The sequence below is a fragment of the Klebsiella aerogenes KCTC 2190 genome (assembly GCF_000215745.1).
Taxonomy (GTDB): domain Bacteria; phylum Pseudomonadota; class Gammaproteobacteria; order Enterobacterales; family Enterobacteriaceae; genus Klebsiella; species Klebsiella aerogenes.
The window spans coordinates 2,186,804-2,205,544 of sequence record NC_015663.1 but is presented as its reverse complement, the minus strand read 5'-3'; the positions used below and the strand labels follow the sequence as shown (position 1 = coordinate 2,205,544).

The following is an 18,741-nucleotide window of genomic DNA, read 5'->3' as shown; positions in this document are numbered from 1 at the left end:
AATGCCACAGGAATCTCTATGCTCGATAAACAGACCCGTACCCTGATTGCCCAGCGGCTGAACCAGGCCGAAAAACAGCGTGAACAGATCCGCGCGATCTCGCTGGATTATCCGTCGATCACCATTGAGGACGCCTACGCCGTCCAGCGCGAGTGGGTCGAGATGAAGATCGCCGAAGGCCGCGTGCTCAAAGGCCACAAGATCGGCCTGACCTCTAAAGCGATGCAGGCCAGTTCGCAGATCAGCGAGCCGGACTACGGCGCGCTGCTCGACGATATGTTCTTTCACGACGGCAGCGATATTCCCACCGACCGCTTTATCGTGCCGCGTATTGAAGTCGAGCTGGCCTTCGTGCTGGCCAAACCGCTGCGCGGCCCGAACTGTACGCTGTTTGATGTCTACAACGCCACCGACTACGTTATCCCGGCGCTGGAGCTTATCGACGCGCGTTGCCACAACATCGACCCGGAAACCCAGCGTCCGCGCAAAGTGTTCGACACTATCTCCGATAACGCCGCCAACGCCGGGGTGATCCTCGGCGGCCGGCCGATTAAACCAGACGAGCTCGACCTGCGCTGGATCTCCGCCCTGCTGTATCGCAACGGCGTGATTGAAGAGACCGGCGTCGCCGCGGGCGTGCTTAATCATCCGGCCAACGGCGTGGCCTGGCTGGCCAACAAACTGGCGCCATACGATGTCCAGCTCGAAGCCGGGCAGATTATCCTCGGCGGCTCCTTCACCCGCCCGGTCCCGGCGCGCAAGGGCGATACCTTCCACGTCGACTACGGCAACATGGGCGCCATCAGCTGCCGCTTTGTTTGAGGAGAGCAACATGAACAACGCATTTAAAGAGGCGCTCAAGGCCGGGCGTCCGCAAATCGGCCTGTGGCTTGGGCTGACCAGCAGCTACAGCGCCGAACTGCTGGCCGGCGCGGGCTTCGACTGGCTGCTGATCGACGGCGAACACGCGCCCAACAATGTACAAACGGTGCTGACCCAGCTTCAGGCCATTGCGCCCTACCCCAGCCAGCCGGTGGTGCGTCCGTCGTGGAACGATCCGGTACAAATTAAACAACTGCTGGACGTCGGCGCGCAAACCCTGCTTGTGCCGATGGTGCAGAACGCCGAAGAAGCGCGGCTGGCGGTCAGAGCCACCCGCTACCCGCCTGCCGGCATTCGCGGCGTCGGCAGCGCGCTGGCCCGCGCCTCGCGCTGGAATCGCGTCCCGGATTATATCCACCGGGCCAATGACGCCATGTGCGTACTGGTACAGATTGAGACCCGCGAAGCGCTGAAAAATCTGCCGCAGATCCTCGATGTCGAAGGGGTGGACGGCGTGTTTATCGGCCCGGCGGATCTCAGCGCTGATATGGGCCACGGCGGCAACCCACAACACCCGGAAGTGCAGGCCGCCATTGAAGATGCCATCCAGCAAATCCGCCAGGCCGGAAAGGCGCCGGGGATCCTGATGGCCAATGAACAGCTGGCGAAACGCTATCTCGAACTGGGCGCGCTGTTCGTCGCCGTCGGCGTCGATACCACCCTGCTGGCCCGCGGCGCAGAAGCGCTGGCGGCCCGTTTTACCCACACCGCAACCACCACAACCGATAACAATAAATCCGTCTATTGAACGGATAATGTGGAGCGCAACATGACTACCTCTACCCTGCAACACAATGATAATAAAGCCGTTGAAGTAGAAAACCGGGTGATCAAAAAGCTGTTCCGCCGCCTGATCACCTTCCTGTTTGTTCTCTTTGTTTTCTCATTTTTGGATCGCATTAATATCGGCTTCGCCGGCCTGACGATGGGTAAAGATCTCGGCCTGACCTCCACCATGTTCGGCCTGGCGGCGACGCTGTTCTATGTCACCTACGTGCTGTGCGGGATCCCCAGCAATATCATGCTGGCGAAAGTTGGCGCGCGCCGCTGGATCGCCGGGATCATGGTGGTCTGGGGGATCGCCTCGACCTGCACCATGTTCGCCACCAGCCCGCATACGCTGTACATCCTGCGGATGCTGGTCGGCATCGCCGAAGCCGGTTTTCTGCCGGGGATCCTCGTCTATCTGACCTGGTGGTTCCCGGCCTATCATCGCGCCCGCGCCAACGCCCTGTTTATGATCGCCATGCCGGTGACCATGATGCTCGGCTCGATACTTTCCGGCTATATCCTGGCGCTCGACGGCCTGTGGAACCTGAAAGGCTGGCAGTGGCTGTTTCTGCTGGAAGGCCTGCCGTCGGTGGTGCTCGGCGTCGTCACCTGGTTCTTCCTCAACGACACGCCGGATAAAGCCAACTGGCTGGACAACGAAGAGAAACAGGCGCTGAAGGCGATGATCGATCGCGAACGGGAACATGCGGCGATCGTCCCGGCTTCGCCGCGTTCCACGCTGCGCGAAGTACTGACGCCAGCGGTGCTGATGTATACCCTCGCCTACTTCTGCCTGACCAATACCCTCAGCGCCATTAATATCTGGACGCCGCAGATCCTGCAGAGCTTCAACACCGGCAGTAGCAACATCATGATTGGCCTGCTGGCGGCGATCCCGCAGTTCTGCACCATTTTCGGCATGATCTGGTGGAGCCGCCGCTCCGACCGGCGCAAAGAGCGCAAGATGCATACCATCCTGCCCTACCTGTTCGCCGCGGCGGGTTGGCTGCTGGCTTCGGCAACGCACCACAGCCTGATCCAACTGATCGGCATTATTATGGCTTCGGTGGGATCCTTTACCGCGATGGCCATTTTCTGGACCACCCCGGATCGGGTGATCAGCCTGCAATCGCGCGCGGTGGCGCTGGCGGTGATCAACGCCATCGGCAACGTCGGCTCTGCCGTCAGCCCGCTGTTGATCGGCATTTTGCGCGATACCACCGGCAGCTTTAGCTCCGGGCTGTGGTTTGTCGCCGGGCTGCTGATCGTCGGCGCGCTGGTGCTCACCCGCATTCCGATGAGCCAGCGCGAGGACGCCGCCGCCGCGCCGGGCTTAGCGGCGCAAAAAGGCCACTAAGGAGCGGGTATGTGCCAGCATTCAATCGCCAACATCGACATCAATAAAGATTACGACGAGAGTCTGGGCACCGAAGAGGTGCACTATCAGTCGTTTGCCCGCATGGCGGCCTTTTTTGGCCGCGACATGCAGGCGCATCGCCACGACCGCTATTTTCAGATGCACTTTCTTGATACCGGACAGATTGAGCTGCAGCTTGATGACCACCGCTATTCGGTGCAGGCGCCGCTGTTTGTGATAACGCCGCCCTCGGTGCCGCACGCCTTTATTACCGAGTCCGATAGCGATGGTCACGTGTTGACGGTGCACGAAGAACTCATCTGGCCGCTGCTGGAGGTGCTTTATCCCGGTACGCGGGAGACCTTCGGCCTGCCGGGGATCTGCCTGTCGCTGGCGGATAAACCCGACGAGCTGGCGGCGCTGGCGCACTACTGGCAGCTGATTCGCCGTGAATCCACCGCTCAGTTGCCGGGGCGCGAGCATACCCTGGCGCTGCTGGCGCAGGCGGTATTTACCCTGCTGCTGCGCAACGCCAGGCTCGACGATCATGCCGCCAGCGGCATGCGCGGCGAGCTGAAATTATTCCAGCGCTTTAACCAGATGATCGACAGCCACTTCCATCAACACTGGACGGTACCGGATTACGCCAGCGAGCTGCATCTGACCGAATCGCGGTTGACCGATATCTGCCGCCGCTTCGCCAACCGCCCGCCGAAGCGGCTGATATTCGACCGCCAGCTACGCGAGGCGAAGCGGCTGCTGCTGTTTTCCGATAGCGCGGTCAATGAGATAGCCTGGCAGCTGGGGTTTAAAGATCCCGCTTATTTTGCGCGCTTTTTTAGCCGCCAGGTCGGCTGCTCGCCAAGCAGTTACCGGGCGCAAAAAGTACCGGTGTCGTAATACCCCGGCGGCGCTGAGCTTGCCGGGGCTACGCTCCACAGGGCCGGTCAGCGCCGCGCCGCCCGCCAAAAGCTGCAGAGATCACAAAATTCACTCCCGCCTGAAAAGTACCCGCCGTTGTCGCAAACGTCCCTTCACGACAAGCGCAATAACCGCTTCAATTAAACAACAAAAACAAAACATATATTTAACATCATTATTCCGATAAATACTGAAGAGGCCCCTATGAAACCTGAAGATTTCCGCGCTGACGCGAAACGCCCGTTAACTGGCGAAGAGTATTTAAAAAGCCTGCAGGATGGCCGCGAAATTTATATCTACGGCGAGCGCGTGAAGGATGTCACCACGCATCCGGCCTTCCGTAATGCCGCGGCTTCCGTCGCTCAGCTGTACGATGCGCTGCACAAACCGGAGATGCAGGATTCCCTGTGCTGGGGCACCGATACCGGTAGCGGCGGCTACACCCATAAATTCTTCCGCGTGGCGAAAAGCGCCGACGATCTGCGCCAGCAGCGCGACGCCATCGCCGAATGGTCGCGCTTAAGCTACGGCTGGATGGGCCGCACCCCGGACTACAAAGCCGCTTTCGGCTGCGCGCTGGGCGCCAACCCGGCGTTTTACGGCCAGTTCGAGCAGAACGCCCGCAACTGGTACACCCGCATTCAGGAAACCGGCCTGTACTTTAACCACGCTATCGTCAACCCGCCGATCGACCGCCACAAGCCGGCTGATGAAGTGAAGGATGTCTACATCAAGCTGGAAAAAGAGACCGATGCCGGGATCATCGTCAGCGGCGCGAAAGTGGTCGCCACCAACTCGGCGCTGACCCACTACAACATGATCGGCTTCGGCTCCGCACAGGTGATGGGCGAGAACCCGGACTTCGCGCTGATGTTCGTCGCGCCGATGGATGCCGAAGGCGTCAAGCTTATCTCCCGCGCCTCCTATGAGATGGTCGCCGGCGCGACCGGATCGCCGTACGACTATCCGCTTTCCAGCCGTTTCGACGAGAACGACGCGATTCTGGTAATGGATAAGGTGCTGATCCCATGGGAGAACGTACTGATTTATCGCGACTTTGACCGCTGCCGCCGCTGGACCATGGAAGGTGGTTTCGCCCGCATGTACCCGCTGCAGGCCTGCGTGCGCCTGGCGGTAAAACTCGACTTTATCACCGCCCTGCTGAAGCGTTCTCTGGAATGTACCGGCACCCTCGAATTCCGCGGCGTACAGGCCGACCTTGGCGAAGTGGTGGCGTGGCGCAACATGTTCTGGGCGTTAAGCGATTCCATGTGCTCGGAAGCGACGCCGTGGGTCAACGGCGCATGGCTGCCGGATCACGCCGCGCTGCAGACCTATCGCGTGATGGCGCCGATGGCCTACGCCAAGATCAAGAACATCATCGAGCGTAACGTCACCAGCGGCCTGATTTATCTGCCGTCCAGCGCCCGCGATCTGAACAACCCGCAGATCGACCAGTATCTGGCGAAGTACGTGCGCGGCTCCAACGGTATGGATCACGTTGAACGTATCAAGATCCTCAAACTGATGTGGGACGCCATCGGCAGCGAATTCGGCGGCCGCCATGAACTGTATGAGATCAACTACTCCGGTAGCCAGGATGAAATTCGCCTGCAGTGTCTGCGCCAGGCGCAGAGCTCCGGCAATATGGACAAAATGATGGCGATGGTCGACCGCTGCCTGTCCGAGTACGACCAGAACGGCTGGACGGTGCCGCATCTGCACAATAACGCTGATATCAACATGTTGGATAAGCTGCTGAAGTAATTCACAGCGGGAGGTCATAATGCAATTAGATGAACAACGCCTGCGTTTTCGCGATGCCATGGCCAGCCTATCGGCTGCGGTTAACGTTGTCACCACCGCAGGCGAAGCCGGCCGCTGCGGCATTACCGCCACGGCGGTTTGCTCGGTAACGGATACGCCGCCATCGGTGATGGTTTGTATCAACGCCAACAGCGCGATGAACCCGGTATTTCAGGGCAACGGCAAGTTGTGCATCAACGTGCTGAACCACGAACAGGAAATCATGGCCCGTCATTTCGCCGGGATGACCGGGGTGACGATGGAAGAGCGGTTTGCCCTCAGCGGCTGGCAGCAGGGCGCGCTCGGACAGCCGGTACTGAAGGGTTCGCTGGCCAGCCTCGAAGGCGAGATTAGCCAGGTGCAAACCATTGGTACCCACCTGGTGTATCTGGTGGAGATCCGCAATATTACCCTGAGCCCGCAAGGGCACGGCCTGATTTACTTTAAACGCCGTTTCCACCCGGTGATGATGGAAATGGAAGTCGCGGTGTAATGGCCTCGCCAGCCTCTCCCCGGATAACGGGGAGGGGCTACACAGATTCGCGTTAGCCTTCCTGCCGGGCAAACTGTGTCAGCGCCGCGCCGCCTTCTGGTACTTTCCGCCCGTCCGTAGTCCGCCGTCGCCGTCCGGCTCACTTGCGCGCTGATTTGCTCCTCGCTCGGGCTGCCATTCCCTCCCGCTACCTATTACGATTTTTCTTGTAGCCCTGGTAATAAATCCACCAACAACCAATTGCTCCGATAAGACCTCCGACAATACTTCCCTTTAGGATTTTCATGAAATCAATTGCATATAAATAAAAAGGTTGACCGAAAATCAAAAATAAAACAATTTCTATCAAAAAATGAGTTATAACAACACCTACGAAGACACAAACAGGAAAGGAAATAATCAAGTAAATGAATATCAAGAACCATTTTGAGGTTGAGATTTTCATTTCTTACCCCCTAAATTTTTACCTGCCTGATCATTACTATATTCTGTTATTATTGAGCTTGTTATATTACCAGCAACTCCTGGTATTGGGTCTAATGACAATGGCTTCGATATCCCCATTCCGACATCAGTCCACATCCAGTCTTTCCATGGCTTCATCGGGTTGTAAATTTTATCCATAGGCAGCTCAATGAGTTTTCCTGCACCATAACCCACCCCAGAGGCCAAACCATTAATTAAGCCACCTGTAAAAGGATTATCCCCTTTCAGATAGCTGGATGTTGCACCACCTGCCGCATTCCAGCCCACGGTTCCCCAGGCTCCCGTATTTGCAGTAAATGCTCCAACATACGTCGCAATGAGCACATCCGTTGGATTAACTTCTCCATTCATAAGATACTGGATACCAGCATTTGCCGTTCCGCCTATCGCGCCAGTAATCTGCATTCCCCCCGGCAGGTAGATTAGCCCCGCTGAAGCCAACGCACCTGCATAAGCTTTATTTTCAGCAATTCCTCGCTGGCAGGCTTCACCAGACGGGTTATCTGCGCATGAGAGAACATCTGCGCCATGCTCTCTGGCTTTCTCACCCTGGCTCCATTCGTTCCCGCCCATCAGGTTATTCTCCACCGCATTCTTCCCGGCCTGCGCCCCCGCCACCGCATCCGCGCTGCTGCCTCCGCTAGGCCCCCCCATCAGTCCCGCCGCCAGCGTACTCAGCGCGCTTATCGTCGACTTCTGCTCATCCGACAGTTCTTCTGTCTTAACATCCGGATAATATTCCGCCGCTATCCAGCGGCCCAGCAGCTCGCCGCTCACCGCGCCTGCCGCTCCCGCCAGCGCGCTGTTATTTCCCGATGCCGCCGCTATCGCTCCCCACACCGCGTGCGCCATCGCATTGGCTTCCACATTCACCTCACCCGTCGCGCTGTCCGTCGTCTGGCTGTGAATGATTTCCGCCACATACGGACTCACTGCCCCGCTCGCCGCCTGCGCCAGGTTGCCACCCGCCAGCCCCTGCATCGCCGCCGTTACCGCCTGCGCCACCTTCTGGTACTTTCCGCCCGTATCGTAGTCCGCCGTCGCCGTCCGGCTCACCTGCGCGCTGATTTGCTCCTCGCTCGGACTGCCATTCCCTCCCGCTACCAGCTTCGCCCGCGCCGCTGCCCGCGCCGCCGGGTCGCTCTGCGCCGCCTGCGCGTTCAGCTTGCCCTGCGTCACCAGCACATCACTCACCTGGCGCCCGATTTCACCTATCTTCTGCGCCGTCGCCAGACGGTTCTGCTCTTTCTCCTTATCAAATATCGGACTCAGCGTCTGGTTCGCATGCGCCGCATCCCGGCTTAACCCCGTCACGTCCTGCTGCTGATTCGCGCCGTCGCGGATAACCGCCGATAACTCGATCCCGGCTCACTAGCCGAGATCTTTACTCAGGCTGGAATTTTAGCCAGCAACTCATTTACTTTTTCAGTATCTTCAGGATGTAACTGAATATACTTTTCACAGGCCAGACGGACATATTTAAAGCCTACAAATTCAGGAACTATAAGTTCTCCGTCCCATACCCCAAACATTATGCCCTCAAAATGACATTCTGGATCAGGGTCTTCAAAATCAGGGAATGAACAATATGTTTCGTTAACACCGCAGCCTATTTTATTTATAAGATACGGTAACATCCATATGAATTTACCCTGTAGATACATTGAATTAAAATAATCCCGAACAACCCATTCAGGATCGTTTTCATAATCTATGTTCTCAAAAATATATTCGTTCATTATTTAGTCACCGGATGAAAATTTTCTACCATTCCTGTCTTTTTATCCAAATAAACTTGGAATTTTATCCCGCCGGCGGTTGCCGTATATTCTCGTTGTCCAGATGCAATAGCTGCTTTGTAACCACTACTTGCAGCTTGCTGCCCCAATTCTAACATTTTTTGGTCAGTAAAGATCTTAGGGTCATAGATTGTTTTGGTAAATATTTTATCCTTATAACCTGTAATATTACCGGCGCGATCGTAAGCGGGTATTTTATATTGAACCTCAGTAATACCCTTCACGCTGCTTTGAGTTTCACCGACAATTTTCACATTTTTCTCACTTACTGTTGAATAGAAAGCATCAGCATTATGACCACCTGTAATACCTTTCTGTTGATTGTATTTTACAACAGAACCCATATGTTCCAGTTGGTCAATTTTAAAACTAATTCCAGATGGATAAGAGGTGTTCTTCGCAACAACCAAAAACGCCTTAGCTGCTACATATTGTACTAACTTCGCTTCACTGGTCGGCACGCCACTTGCCAAGATTTCCGCAGCTCGTTGCGGCGTCATTTCCCCATCCGCCGCCAACGCACTCACCGGAACCCCAAAGAATTCTGCCCAGGCAATCATCAGGCCTTTAGCTGCATTCTGTCCGTCCGGTATCTGTCCCTGTGAGTTCTTGATCAGCGCCGCCGTGAGTTCTTCTGGTGTGGCACCATTCTGGAGCATATGAACGCCGAGCGACTGCTGGGATAAACCCATGTCAGCCATGCCTTTACCGAAATCAATCGGACTCAAAGCATTATTCTCCACCGCGTTCTTCCCGGCCTGCGCACCCGCCACCGCATCCGCGCTGCTGCCTCCGCTAAGCCCACCCATCAGTCCCGCCGCCAGCGTACTCAGCGCGCTTATCGTCGACTTCTGCTCATCCGACAGCTCTTCTGTCTTAACACCCGGATAATATTCCGCCGCTATCCAGCGCCCCAGCAGCTCGCCGCTCACCGCGCCTGCCGCTCCCGCCAGCGCGCTGTTATTTCCCGATGCCGCCGCTATCGCTCCCCACACCGCGTGCGCCATCGCATTGGCTTCCACATTCACCTTACCCGTCGCGCTGTCCGTCGTCTGGCTGTGAATGATTTCCGCCACATACGGACTCACTGCGCCACTCGCAGCCTGCGCCAGGTTGCCGCCCGCCAGACCCTGCATCGCCGCCGTTACCGCCTGCGCCACCTTCTGGTACTTTCCGCCCGTATCGTAGTCCGCCGTCGCCGTCCGGCTCACCTGCGCGCTGATTTGCTCCTCGCTCGGGCTGGCATACCCTCCCGCTACCAGCTTCGCCCGCGCCGCCGGGTCGCTCTGCGCCGCCTGCGCGTTCAGCTTGCCCTGCGTCACCAGCACGTCACTCACCTGGCGCCCGATTTCACCTATCTTCTGCGCTGTCGCCAGCCGGTTCTGCTCTTTCTCCTTATCAAATATCGGACTCAGCGTCTGGTTCGCATACGCCGCATCCCGGCTTAACCCCGTCACGTCCTGCTGCTGATTCGCGCCGTCGCGGATAACGATACTGCCCTCGCTCACCGCCGCCCGCGTCAGCGAACTGTCGCTGCCGCCCGCGTCAGCGAACTGTCGCTGCCGCTCCCGTTCGCCCCCATCAGCAGACCGCTGGCCGCATTCCCCAGGAACTGCCCCGCCACGCTACCACTCGTGCTCACTCCCGCTACCGCTACGCTGCTTCGAATCGTAGTTATCGCTGTCCTGCTCGCTGCTCAGCGTCAGGTTACGCCCGACGTCCATTGTCACATAGCGGGCTCAGGGGCTGATTCGGACATTCCGCATTCCACCATCTGCTACAAGTTCTACTGCCTGAATTGACTGACAGGATGCCGATCCGGATCGGGTGACACCAGACTGCATCATCATCACCACCAGAACACCCGCAAGTTGTACGGCTGCGCCGAGGGGCTGAACGTGGTCTCCGTTAACGGGCCAAAGATGAAGCAGTGGCTTAAGACCTTCCCCGGCGCGCTTAACGACACCGGCGATCTGCCGGTGATCAAGCGTGGCAAGGGACATTTTTCGGGAGTGTAACGGCTGATAATACGATCCCGGCCAGTTCAGGCCGGGATCGTATTATCATATTAAACCTAAAGATTCGGGTAAATCCCTAACATATTCTGATTTATCGCCTTCATATTCATTTGATAAATCAATAAAAATATTAGCAAGATTGCTCCGTTCTTCATCATCTAACAACTGAAGTTCTGCTGCTACTTGTTCCATTGCTTCTACAGCAGCATCAGGATCAAGAAGCTCTTCACTCGTAAATTCTAAGAAAATAGCCAGATCCGCAATGATCTTAGCTAGTTTAACTTCGCTACTCTTTAACAATTTTCACCTCTATGTTCTTGATCCCTAAATCATCAAACATCTTTTGAGCACGATTAGCCTGAGTCTGATTTGGCACTTCCCAGCGCCCTGTAATACCACTGTTTTTCAGTGCTTCTGATTGTCTCAGGGCTTGGTTTTTCGCTTTTTGAGTTGTCACTACAGATATTTTTCTATCTATCATGACATTGCCATCCACTCCATCGAACCGAACCGGCTTGCTATTCCCATTAGCATCAATTCTATCAATGGTAGGAGCTTGACCTTTTTGGGTGTCAATATTTGACCGGGCACCTGTTGCAGAGTCGTTATAATCTCTTGCTCTCTGGCTCATTCCCGCATTTTCATCAACCCATTTTACCTGTATATCATCGCTGGCTTTATTAATCAGCTTGGAAGCAGATTCAAGATCACCTTTTGCCAGTGCCTTCTCCGCTGCTTTAATCGCTTTACCTGCTCCGTCACCTAACCCCGGAAATATTCCTATTACAGCGGCCAGATAATCTATCGCACTTTCTGCTTCCGCAAATCCCTTGATATCCCCGGCAATGGGCAAGAAGTCCACACCAAGCGATGCCATATCCTTCAGGGCTTCCCGGCGATGGTCGTACATTTTGGCGCCACAGGCGTCTGGACTTAATCCGGCGCATTCTTCCCGACTGAATCGCTCTTCTTCTGCCTTATTCAGCTTGTCGAGTTTCTCCGCCGGTGATTGCCCCGAAGCAAGTTGCTCTGCAATATCACTCAGCGCATTATTCTCCACCGCGTTCTTCCCGGCCTGCGCACCCGCCACCGCATCCGCGCTGCTGCCTCCGCTAAGCCCACCCATCAGTCCCGCCGCCAGCGTACTCAGCGCGCTTATCGTCGACTTCTGCTCATCCGACAGCTCTTCTGTCTTAACATCCGGATAATATTCCGCCGCTATCCAGCGGCCCAGCAGCTCGCCGCTCACTGCGCCTGCGGCTCCCGCCAGCGCGCTGTTATTTCCCGATGCCGCCGCTATCGCTCCCCACACCGCGTGCGCCATCGCATTGGCTTCCACATTCACCTTACCCGTCGCGCTGTCCGTCGTCTGGCTGTGAATGATTTCCGCCACATACGGGCTCACTGCGCCACTCGCCGCCTGCGCCAGGTTGCCCCCCGCCAGACCCTGCATCGCCGCCGTTACCGCCTGCGCCACCTTCTGGTACTTTCCGCCCGTATCGTAGTCCGCCGTCGCCGTCCGGCTCACCTGCGCGCTGATTTGCTCCTCGCTCGGACTGCCATTCCCTCCCGCTACCAGCTTCGCCCGCGCCGCTGCCCGCGCCGCCGGGTCGCTCTGCGCCGCCTGCGCGTTCAGCTTGCCCTGCGTCACCAGCACATCACTCACCTGGCGCCCGATTTCACCTATCTTCTGCGCTGTCGCCAGCCGGTTCTGCTCTTTCTCCTTATCAAATATCGGACTCAGCGTCTGGTTCGCATACGCCGCATCCCGGCTTAACCCCGTCACGTCCTGCTGCTGATTCGCGCCGTCGCGGATAACGATACTGCCCTCGCTCACCGCCGCCCGCGTCAGCGAACTGTCGCTGCCGCTCCCGTTCGCCCCCATCAGCAGACCGCTGGCCGCATTCCCCAGGAACTGCCCCGCCACGCTACCACTCGTGCTCACCCCCGCGCTCTGCTGCTCCACGCTGTACTCGGCATAGTTTTTAATATCCCGGAAACCCAGCGTCCCGGTATCCAGCCGGTTCAGCTCCGCCGCCGCCGTGCTCGCCAGCACGCTGCCATTCAGCTGCGTATGCCCGCCCACCTTCACATCAAAACCGCCCTCACCGGCAAAAATCCCCGTCTGCGCCTCCACCGACGCCCAGGTGCTGTGCATTTTGCTCTGGCTCAGGTTAAGAGAACCCGAACCGCCGCCCATGCTGCCGCTCGCCCCCAAGCTGCCGCTACGCTGCTTCGAATCGTAGTTATCGCTGTCCTGCTCGCTGGTCAGCGTCAGGTTACGCCCGACGTCCATTGTCACCTGATGACCGCTCACCTGCGCCCCGGTCAGCGTCGTATCGCGACCGCTGACGATAGTCACCCGCTCACCGGCGCTGAGGGTCGTTTCGTTATGCGTCAGGCTGTTGCCCTTCTCGTGGCCCTTCCCGGCGTTGGCGCTGGCGCTGACCGTCAGCCCGTTCGCGCCCTGACCGAAGTTAATACCGACGCCAAACGAACTCCCATGGCTCTCGTTTTTACCGCTCAGGGTGCTGGCGTTCTCCGCAGAGAATAAATTCACATCGCGCGCGGCATTGAGCAACGCGCTGCCGCCGGCCTGCAGCTGGCTGCCCTCAACGTTGATATCCGTCTCCGTGGCGATAATGCTGAGATTGTTGCCGGCCATCAGGCTGCTGCCGCGGCTGGTGTTCTGCGTTTGTCGCTGAGTGGATTTCGAGGACTGGCTACCCCAGGAGAGGTTGACCCCTATCATGCTCTCCGAACTGGAATCCGCAGTCTGCATCTGCGATGCCTGATACGCCTGTACGCCCGATAATGCCGACTGCAGCCCGCTCAGCGCGGCGAGACGGCCATTGCTCTCGGTGCTGGCCTGGTTGGCGCTGGAAACCGCGGTATTAATGGCGCTGCCCACCATCCCGGATAACGCCAGCGTCAGGCCGCTGGTTTTCTGCTCCACGGTATGGGTCTGGGTGCTCTGGTTTTCCGCTGCCAGAATATTCACGGTTTTACCGGTCAACGCCATATTGTTGCCGGCCACCAGGTCAGATCCCTGAACCGTCAATACATTACCGGCGCTCAGTCTAAGGTTGCCCTGTGAGCTTCCGACAGTACTGGCGGCGCTACTCAACGCCGTCGTCACATCGGTGGCTTTCAGCGACGAACTGCCGACGCTGAAGCCAACGCCGCCGGTGCCGGAAAAGCCGCTATGTTTCTCTTTACGTAGATGGTTTTCCTGGCGACTTTCCTCGGCGGTGGTGATGGTCAGGTTACGCCCCGCCACAAGGTTGACGTCCTGGGTGCCGGCAACACTGCTGCCGGACACCAGCAGGTCGCGCCCGGCCTGCATCACAATACTGTCACCGCTAAAATTGCTGCCGATGGCGTTCTGCGCCCACACTTCATCGTGAGTGGTGAGCGAGCGGCGAGCCAGCAGGCCGCTGCTGCTTTGATGGCTGTTTTCCGTCAGGTGCCATGAGGACTCGCCGCTGCTGAGGTTAATATCATTGCCGGCGGCAACCGTCAGGCTGCTGGTCGCCGTCACGCTGGCGGCGCGAGCATTCATATCGTGGCCGGCGGACAGCGCCACCGCGCCGCCGTTAATTTGCGTGCCGATATCGCTACGCTGGGTCAAGGAACGATCGTTGCCTTTCCCCCAGCTTCCGCTTTCGCTATGGGTGGTGGCGAGCGTCTGCAGGTTGAGATCGTTGCCGGCGATAATCTGCGTCTGGCTGCCCGCCGCGCTGTTACTCACCATGCTTGCCGTCAGATTAATGTTATGTAACGCCTGCAGCCCCAGTTGGCCGTTTTCATTCTGGACATAAATCCCCGCGGGCCGATCGAGGCTGATGTTACCCGGGCCGCCGCCGAGGGTGCTGGCGCTGTTGATATCACGCCCGGCTTGCGCGATCAGGCTATCGCCGCCCTGCAGCGTTCCGCCAATATTGTTGATATCAGTACGCGCGTTTAGCGTGAGCTGGTTGCCGCCGATATAGCCGCTGTTATGAATGTTTTCCGCGGTTAGCTGCGTCACGCCGCGGCTGTGGATGTGCCCGCTGTTGGTCACATCACGGCTCACGCTGAACGCCACGTTTTCACCGCCGAGCAACGCGCCGCTGCCATCGAGATCGCCCGCTTTAACCCGCGCGTAAACCTGCGGCACCAGCACCTGCTGCACGGAGCCATCCGTTAGCGTGACCTCTCTGGCGACCAGCCAGACCATATCGCTGGTCAGCAGCGCCATCTGCGCTGGCGTCAGCGCCACCCCGACCGTCAGGTTGTACTGTTTGGCGAAGGCGACGCCCGCGTCCATCAGCGCCCGGTACTGCTCTTCATCGTTACTGTAGCCCTGCAGGTAGCGCCCGCCGCTCAGCTTAACGATCTGCTCACGCACCAGCCGCTGTTCGTAATAGCCGTCGCCAAGCCGCTTCATCGCCTGATCAACGCCCAGCTGATTTTGCATGTAGTCGCTGGCGAGCCACGCTTTACCGTTGGTAAAACGCGGATCGGTTTCCACCAGATAGCCTGCTTTAGCCTGCGGGTCGATCTGATACAGACTGCTGACAGGAAGCCGGGTATCCGGCGTGACGACGCGAATAACCGTTCCGTCAGCGTTAACCGGCGTCACTTCCACCAGTCGTCCGGCGGGTATTTCGCCTGTTTCATCGGCGCGATCGCGCGGATTAATCACACCGCTATGGCCATCAATTTGGGTATTGCCCTGCCACTCCATGGTTTGCAAATCGATGGTCTGAACCGTCGGCGTCGGTTCATATTCGCTGCTTTTTTTCCCCTGGCTGGTTTTGGTGCCGCCAAACGGGCGGCTGGTCTTTTTCTCATACCAACGGGTCTGGGTGCCGACGTCGGTGGTCACCCGTTTGCCGGTCGTGGCGACGTTGTTTAGTTCGCCAATCACGCCACCGAGCGCTCCTCCGGCGATAATCTGGCTATCGTAGTTATTCAGCTTATCGCTGTTGATGATGAGCTGGCCGCCGGAGAGGATTTTGCCAGGATCGCTTTCCACCACCTGCGTTTCCACAACGGTATGCTGGTACTGGTATTCATAGAACTCATCGCCGCGGCTACCGTCCGGCATGATGGCGTCGTGAACGCCATATTTGTTTTTATAGCTGGTATCGACCAGCGACCAGTCGAAGCGCTGTACCGATCCTTTCAGCGCCGCTTCATGGCGCCATGACTGCTCGACCACCACATCTTTCGTCACCAGATGATCGTTGTAGTTATTGATTTGTTGGATATCGAGCGCCATATCACCGGCGGACTCAAGCGTTGCGCTGTGGTTATTAAACACTCCCGCCCGGCCGCTGAGCGAACCGTCTTCGGCAAGCTGGCCGCCAATGGCGAGCGTACCGTCGCTGTAGATTAGCGCGTGATCCTGGTTATTGAGCGTGCCGACGCCCATTGCCAGCGATGCCCGTGCGGCAATCGTCGCCGCCACGCCGTTCTCCGCGGCGTTAGTCAGCGTTGCCGCCTGCAGCGCAACGGCGTCGCCGTACAGGCGCCCGCTGCCGATATTGGTTAACGTCGTGGCGACAATATGGGTTAAACCACCGTCAATCAGCCCCCGATTGACCAACTCGCCGCTGACCGTCAAATGGTTCTCGCCAGCGCTGATTTCACCTTCCTGACGGTTATCCAGCTTCGCCGCATAGAGATTGAGCGCCCGGCCGGCGCTGATAACCCCCTGATTAATCAGCCCCAGTCCGGAGAGATTCCACTGCAGGTTGCCGTTGGCGATGATCCTCCCGGCGTTATGAAACGCCTGACGCAACGTGAGCGACATATCGCCCTGAGAGAGCACCTCGCCATCGCCGCTGAGGGAATCGGCATCGAGGCTAAGTTGGCTCGCGGCAAGTAACGTTCCGCCCGTATTAGCCAGCGCCAGGTTGACGCCTGCTATTTCCAGAGTGGCGGCGGAGACGATCTGCCCCTGTCGGTTATCCAGCCCCCGGTTGTGAATGGTGATGTTGAGATTACCGCCGGACTGCAGTTCTCCCTGCCGGTTATCAACGGTGGCGCTCTGAATACCCAGGGCATCAAAGGCGGTAATTGTGCCCTGCTGGTTATCCAGTAAACCGCTCGTCGTCAGGTTGACGCTGCCCCGCTGCGCCGTGCCTATCTGCCCGTGACGATTAGTAAGATTTTCAGCCTGGAGTTGGATATCGCCGCTGGCGATGATATTCCCCTGCGAGTTATCCACCCCATGGCGCGCAGTGAGCTGAATGTCGCCCTGCGCCGCAATCACTTGCCCCTGCTGGTTCCGAAGGCTGGCCACTTGTAGAGAAAGGCTGCCGCCAGCAACGATATTCCCTTGCGAATTTTCCAGCTCATGACGCGTAGTGAGCTGAGCATTGCCCTGCGTCGTGCTGATTTTACCGCTGCGATTATTAATGTTATCGGAGTACAAAACGATATTGCCGTTAGCGGCAATAGTGCCTTCACCGTTGTCCAGCGCGCCTTCGCTGGTAATAGACATGCCGCCGCTGCCGGTATGCAGCAGCGTTCCGTTTTGATTGAGCAACTGGCTGGTGCTGAGCGTCAAAGCATGGCTGTTGCTGGCAATCTCACCGCCGCGGTTATCCAATCCCGCACGAAAATCGAGGCGTAGATCGTCCTCGCCCGTCTGCTGGATTACGCCCTGTTGGTTATCCAGCGCCATTGCTTTCAGCTCAAGCTGGCTGGCCGTCAACAGGCCACTGTGGTTGTTGAGTTTGCCGCTGGTGGCCAACTGCAGTTTTTCTCTGGCCGCCACCACCGCATCTCGGGTGGTGATATCGCCGGACGCGGCGCTGACCACGATCCGCGCCCCCGAGGTTCGACTGTTATCAAGATCCACCGTCCTGCCCTGCGCCGTCAGCGTTCCTGCCGCCATATTGCGGCCATTCAGCGCCAGCGAGCTCTGGCTATTCAGCGTCAGCGCGCCGCTGCTGGCGGTAGAACCATCGCTATTTAATCCGGCGGCGAGCGTACTGTTTTGCGCGCTACGCAAAGCGTTGGCGGCAATCCGCGTATCGCCTTGCGCGGCGATCATGCCGTCATTGGTTAGCGTCGCGCTGGCCGTCACCACGCTATCTTTACCGGCATACAGCTGGCCCAGGTTGTGAAGATCGCCCTTAACGGACAGTTGCAGATTCTGCGCGGACTGAATCACGCCGCTGTTGCTGAGCGCGCCATCAGCGCTGATTGCTACGTCCCCCGCCGCCGCGCCGATATTGCCGGCATTGTGAACGCCTACGCCGCGCTCGGTACCGACAAGACGAATTTTATGAGCGTACATCCCGCCCAGCGCGCTGACGTCTATCGCCACCGCAGGCGGCGCACTGCCGTCGGCTGATTTTACCGTCGTTCGGCTGTGCGCCGCATCGATCTGATTACGCCCTGCGGTGACCTTTAGCTCCTGCGCCCAAACCCCGGCGTTGATTTTCACCGCGCGGGCGAGCAGGTCGGTACTGTCTACCGAGCTCGCATCAAGGCCGCCGCCCTGTACGATAATTTCGCCGCGATTGACATCATAACCACTAATCTGCCCGTTACCGTACTGCACCTGGCCTGTCGTCAGCGTCGCGCGGTTGGCATTGATGAACCCGCAGCCGTCGCAGCTAATTCCGGCAGGGTTAGCGATCACCACCTGCGCTTTTTGTCCGGCAACCTCGATATAGCCATTCAGCCGGCTCGGATCGCGGGTATTCACCTCGTTGAGGATCACTCTGGCTTCTCCTTTCGCCAGATTCGGGTTGCCGGCGACCATCCCGGCCAGTTGGGTTGAAGTGTTAGCGTGGCTGTTATTCAGCACCACGCCGCGCCCATCGACATCAAACTGGCTGTAGACGTTGCGTGAAACGCCTGCGCCGCTCGGTGTCTGAATATTGACCTGCGGCGTGCCATTGGCGCTATTAGCGATCTGCGGTTGCTGGCCGCCGGGCGCATGGTTATCGGCGACAATCGCTGCCTGAGCCGGAGTGAGACAGGAAAAAGCGAGCAGAAAGCTAAAGGCCAGCGGCGCCAGGGTGGACGCCAGCGTCGACCCGGTTCGCGCGTCGGCGCCGGATTGCAGCGACACGCCCGCCCGATGAGAGCGGGTCGTTTCCGCCACCACCATCAGCATCCCGCGAGCCTTATTAAATACGATTCGATAAAAGCGTTTATTCATTGCCGTTACTCGTCATCCGTTGTCCACCGCGGCGCGGAAGA

Annotated in this window: 13 protein-coding genes; 6 read left to right on the top strand and 7 right to left on the bottom strand. The window is 58.0% G+C overall.

Annotated elements, in window-relative coordinates; all coding sequences use genetic code 11:
* The first annotated feature begins 18 nt into the window (after window positions 1-18).
* The 6 genes from hpaH to EAE_RS10505 all read left to right on the top strand — a co-directional run bounded on the left by hpaH (window position 19) and on the right by EAE_RS10505 (window position 6,230).
* On the top strand, window positions 19-822 hold the full coding sequence (gene hpaH, locus EAE_RS10530; RefSeq protein ID WP_002887487.1) for a 2-oxo-hept-4-ene-1,7-dioate hydratase: 804 nt from the start codon (window positions 19-21) through the stop codon (window positions 820-822).
* 10 nt (window positions 823-832) lie between these two features.
* Window positions 833-1,630, top strand: a complete 798-nt coding sequence (hpaI, locus tag EAE_RS10525; protein WP_015704294.1) for a 4-hydroxy-2-oxoheptanedioate aldolase — start codon at window positions 833-835, stop codon at window positions 1,628-1,630.
* A gap of 21 nt (window positions 1,631-1,651) precedes the next feature.
* Window positions 1,652-3,010, top strand: coding sequence for a 4-hydroxyphenylacetate permease (gene hpaX, locus EAE_RS10520; RefSeq protein ID WP_002887477.1), 1,359 nt, complete (start codon window positions 1,652-1,654; stop codon window positions 3,008-3,010).
* A 9-nt stretch (window positions 3,011-3,019) separates the two neighbouring features.
* On the top strand, window positions 3,020-3,910 hold the full coding sequence (hpaA, locus tag EAE_RS10515; RefSeq protein WP_015368434.1) for a 4-hydroxyphenylacetate catabolism regulatory protein HpaA: 891 nt from the start codon (window positions 3,020-3,022) through the stop codon (window positions 3,908-3,910).
* A 225-nt stretch (window positions 3,911-4,135) separates the two neighbouring features.
* Complete coding sequence (gene hpaB / locus EAE_RS10510) at window positions 4,136-5,698, top strand: 4-hydroxyphenylacetate 3-monooxygenase, oxygenase component (RefSeq protein WP_002887473.1); 1,563 nt, start codon at window positions 4,136-4,138, stop codon at window positions 5,696-5,698.
* A gap of 19 nt (window positions 5,699-5,717) precedes the next feature.
* Entirely contained in the window at window positions 5,718-6,230 is a 513-nt protein-coding gene (locus EAE_RS10505; protein WP_002887467.1) for a 4-hydroxyphenylacetate 3-monooxygenase reductase subunit, read from the top strand.
* Window positions 6,231-6,671: 441 nt separating this feature from the next.
* Here EAE_RS10505 and EAE_RS10500 read toward each other — a convergent pair whose 3' ends face one another.
* The 7 genes from EAE_RS10500 to EAE_RS10470 form a co-directional block, all read right to left on the bottom strand.
* Window positions 6,672-8,030, bottom strand: a complete 1,359-nt coding sequence (locus EAE_RS10500) for a VENN motif pre-toxin domain-containing protein (RefSeq protein ID WP_015704292.1) — start codon at window positions 8,028-8,030, stop codon at window positions 6,672-6,674.
* 74 nt (window positions 8,031-8,104) lie between these two features.
* Window positions 8,105-8,455: a ribonuclease toxin immunity protein CdiI gene (cdiI, locus tag EAE_RS10495; RefSeq protein ID WP_015704291.1), complete on the bottom strand. Its 351-nt coding sequence runs from the start codon at window positions 8,453-8,455 to the stop codon at window positions 8,105-8,107.
* Entirely contained in the window at window positions 8,455-10,023 is a 1,569-nt protein-coding gene (locus EAE_RS10490; protein ID WP_015704290.1) for a VENN motif pre-toxin domain-containing protein, read from the bottom strand. The genes cdiI and EAE_RS10490 overlap by 1 nt, the downstream gene beginning before the upstream one ends.
* A gap of 11 nt (window positions 10,024-10,034) precedes the next feature.
* Entirely contained in the window at window positions 10,035-10,157 is a 123-nt protein-coding gene (locus EAE_RS25665) for a hypothetical protein (RefSeq protein WP_276525168.1), read from the bottom strand.
* Window positions 10,141-10,239, bottom strand: coding sequence for a hypothetical protein (locus EAE_RS25660; protein WP_015704288.1), 99 nt, complete (start codon window positions 10,237-10,239; stop codon window positions 10,141-10,143). The genes EAE_RS25665 and EAE_RS25660 overlap by 17 nt, the downstream gene beginning before the upstream one ends.
* 339 nt (window positions 10,240-10,578) lie before the next feature.
* Window positions 10,579-10,833, bottom strand: a complete 255-nt coding sequence (locus tag EAE_RS10475) for a hypothetical protein (protein WP_015704286.1) — start codon at window positions 10,831-10,833, stop codon at window positions 10,579-10,581.
* Complete coding sequence (locus EAE_RS10470; RefSeq protein WP_015704285.1) at window positions 10,820-18,700, bottom strand: two-partner secretion domain-containing protein; 7,881 nt, start codon at window positions 18,698-18,700, stop codon at window positions 10,820-10,822. Before EAE_RS10470 ends, EAE_RS10475 begins: the two co-directional genes overlap by 14 nt.
* Window positions 18,701-18,741: the final 41 nt, after the last annotated feature.

What these genes read in the sequence shown, in the direction of transcription:
- hpaA (WP_015368434.1), top strand. Translation starts at nt 3,020, where the DNA reads ATGTGCCAGCATTCAATCGCCAACATCGACATCAATAAAGATTACGAC.
- hpaX (WP_002887477.1), top strand. Translation starts at nt 1,652, where the DNA reads ATGACTACCTCTACCCTGCAACACAATGATAATAAAGCCGTTGAAGTA.
- EAE_RS25660 (WP_015704288.1), bottom strand. Translation starts at nt 10,239, where the DNA reads ATGGACGTCGGGCGTAACCTGACGCTGAGCAGCGAGCAGGACAGCGAT.
- hpaB (WP_002887473.1), top strand. Translation starts at nt 4,136, where the DNA reads ATGAAACCTGAAGATTTCCGCGCTGACGCGAAACGCCCGTTAACTGGC.
- EAE_RS10470 (WP_015704285.1), bottom strand. Translation starts at nt 18,700, where the DNA reads ATGAATAAACGCTTTTATCGAATCGTATTTAATAAGGCTCGCGGGATG.
- cdiI (WP_015704291.1), bottom strand. Translation starts at nt 8,455, where the DNA reads ATGAACGAATATATTTTTGAGAACATAGATTATGAAAACGATCCTGAA.
- hpaH (WP_002887487.1), top strand. Translation starts at nt 19, where the DNA reads ATGCTCGATAAACAGACCCGTACCCTGATTGCCCAGCGGCTGAACCAG.
- EAE_RS10505 (WP_002887467.1), top strand. Translation starts at nt 5,718, where the DNA reads ATGCAATTAGATGAACAACGCCTGCGTTTTCGCGATGCCATGGCCAGC.
- hpaI (WP_015704294.1), top strand. Translation starts at nt 833, where the DNA reads ATGAACAACGCATTTAAAGAGGCGCTCAAGGCCGGGCGTCCGCAAATC.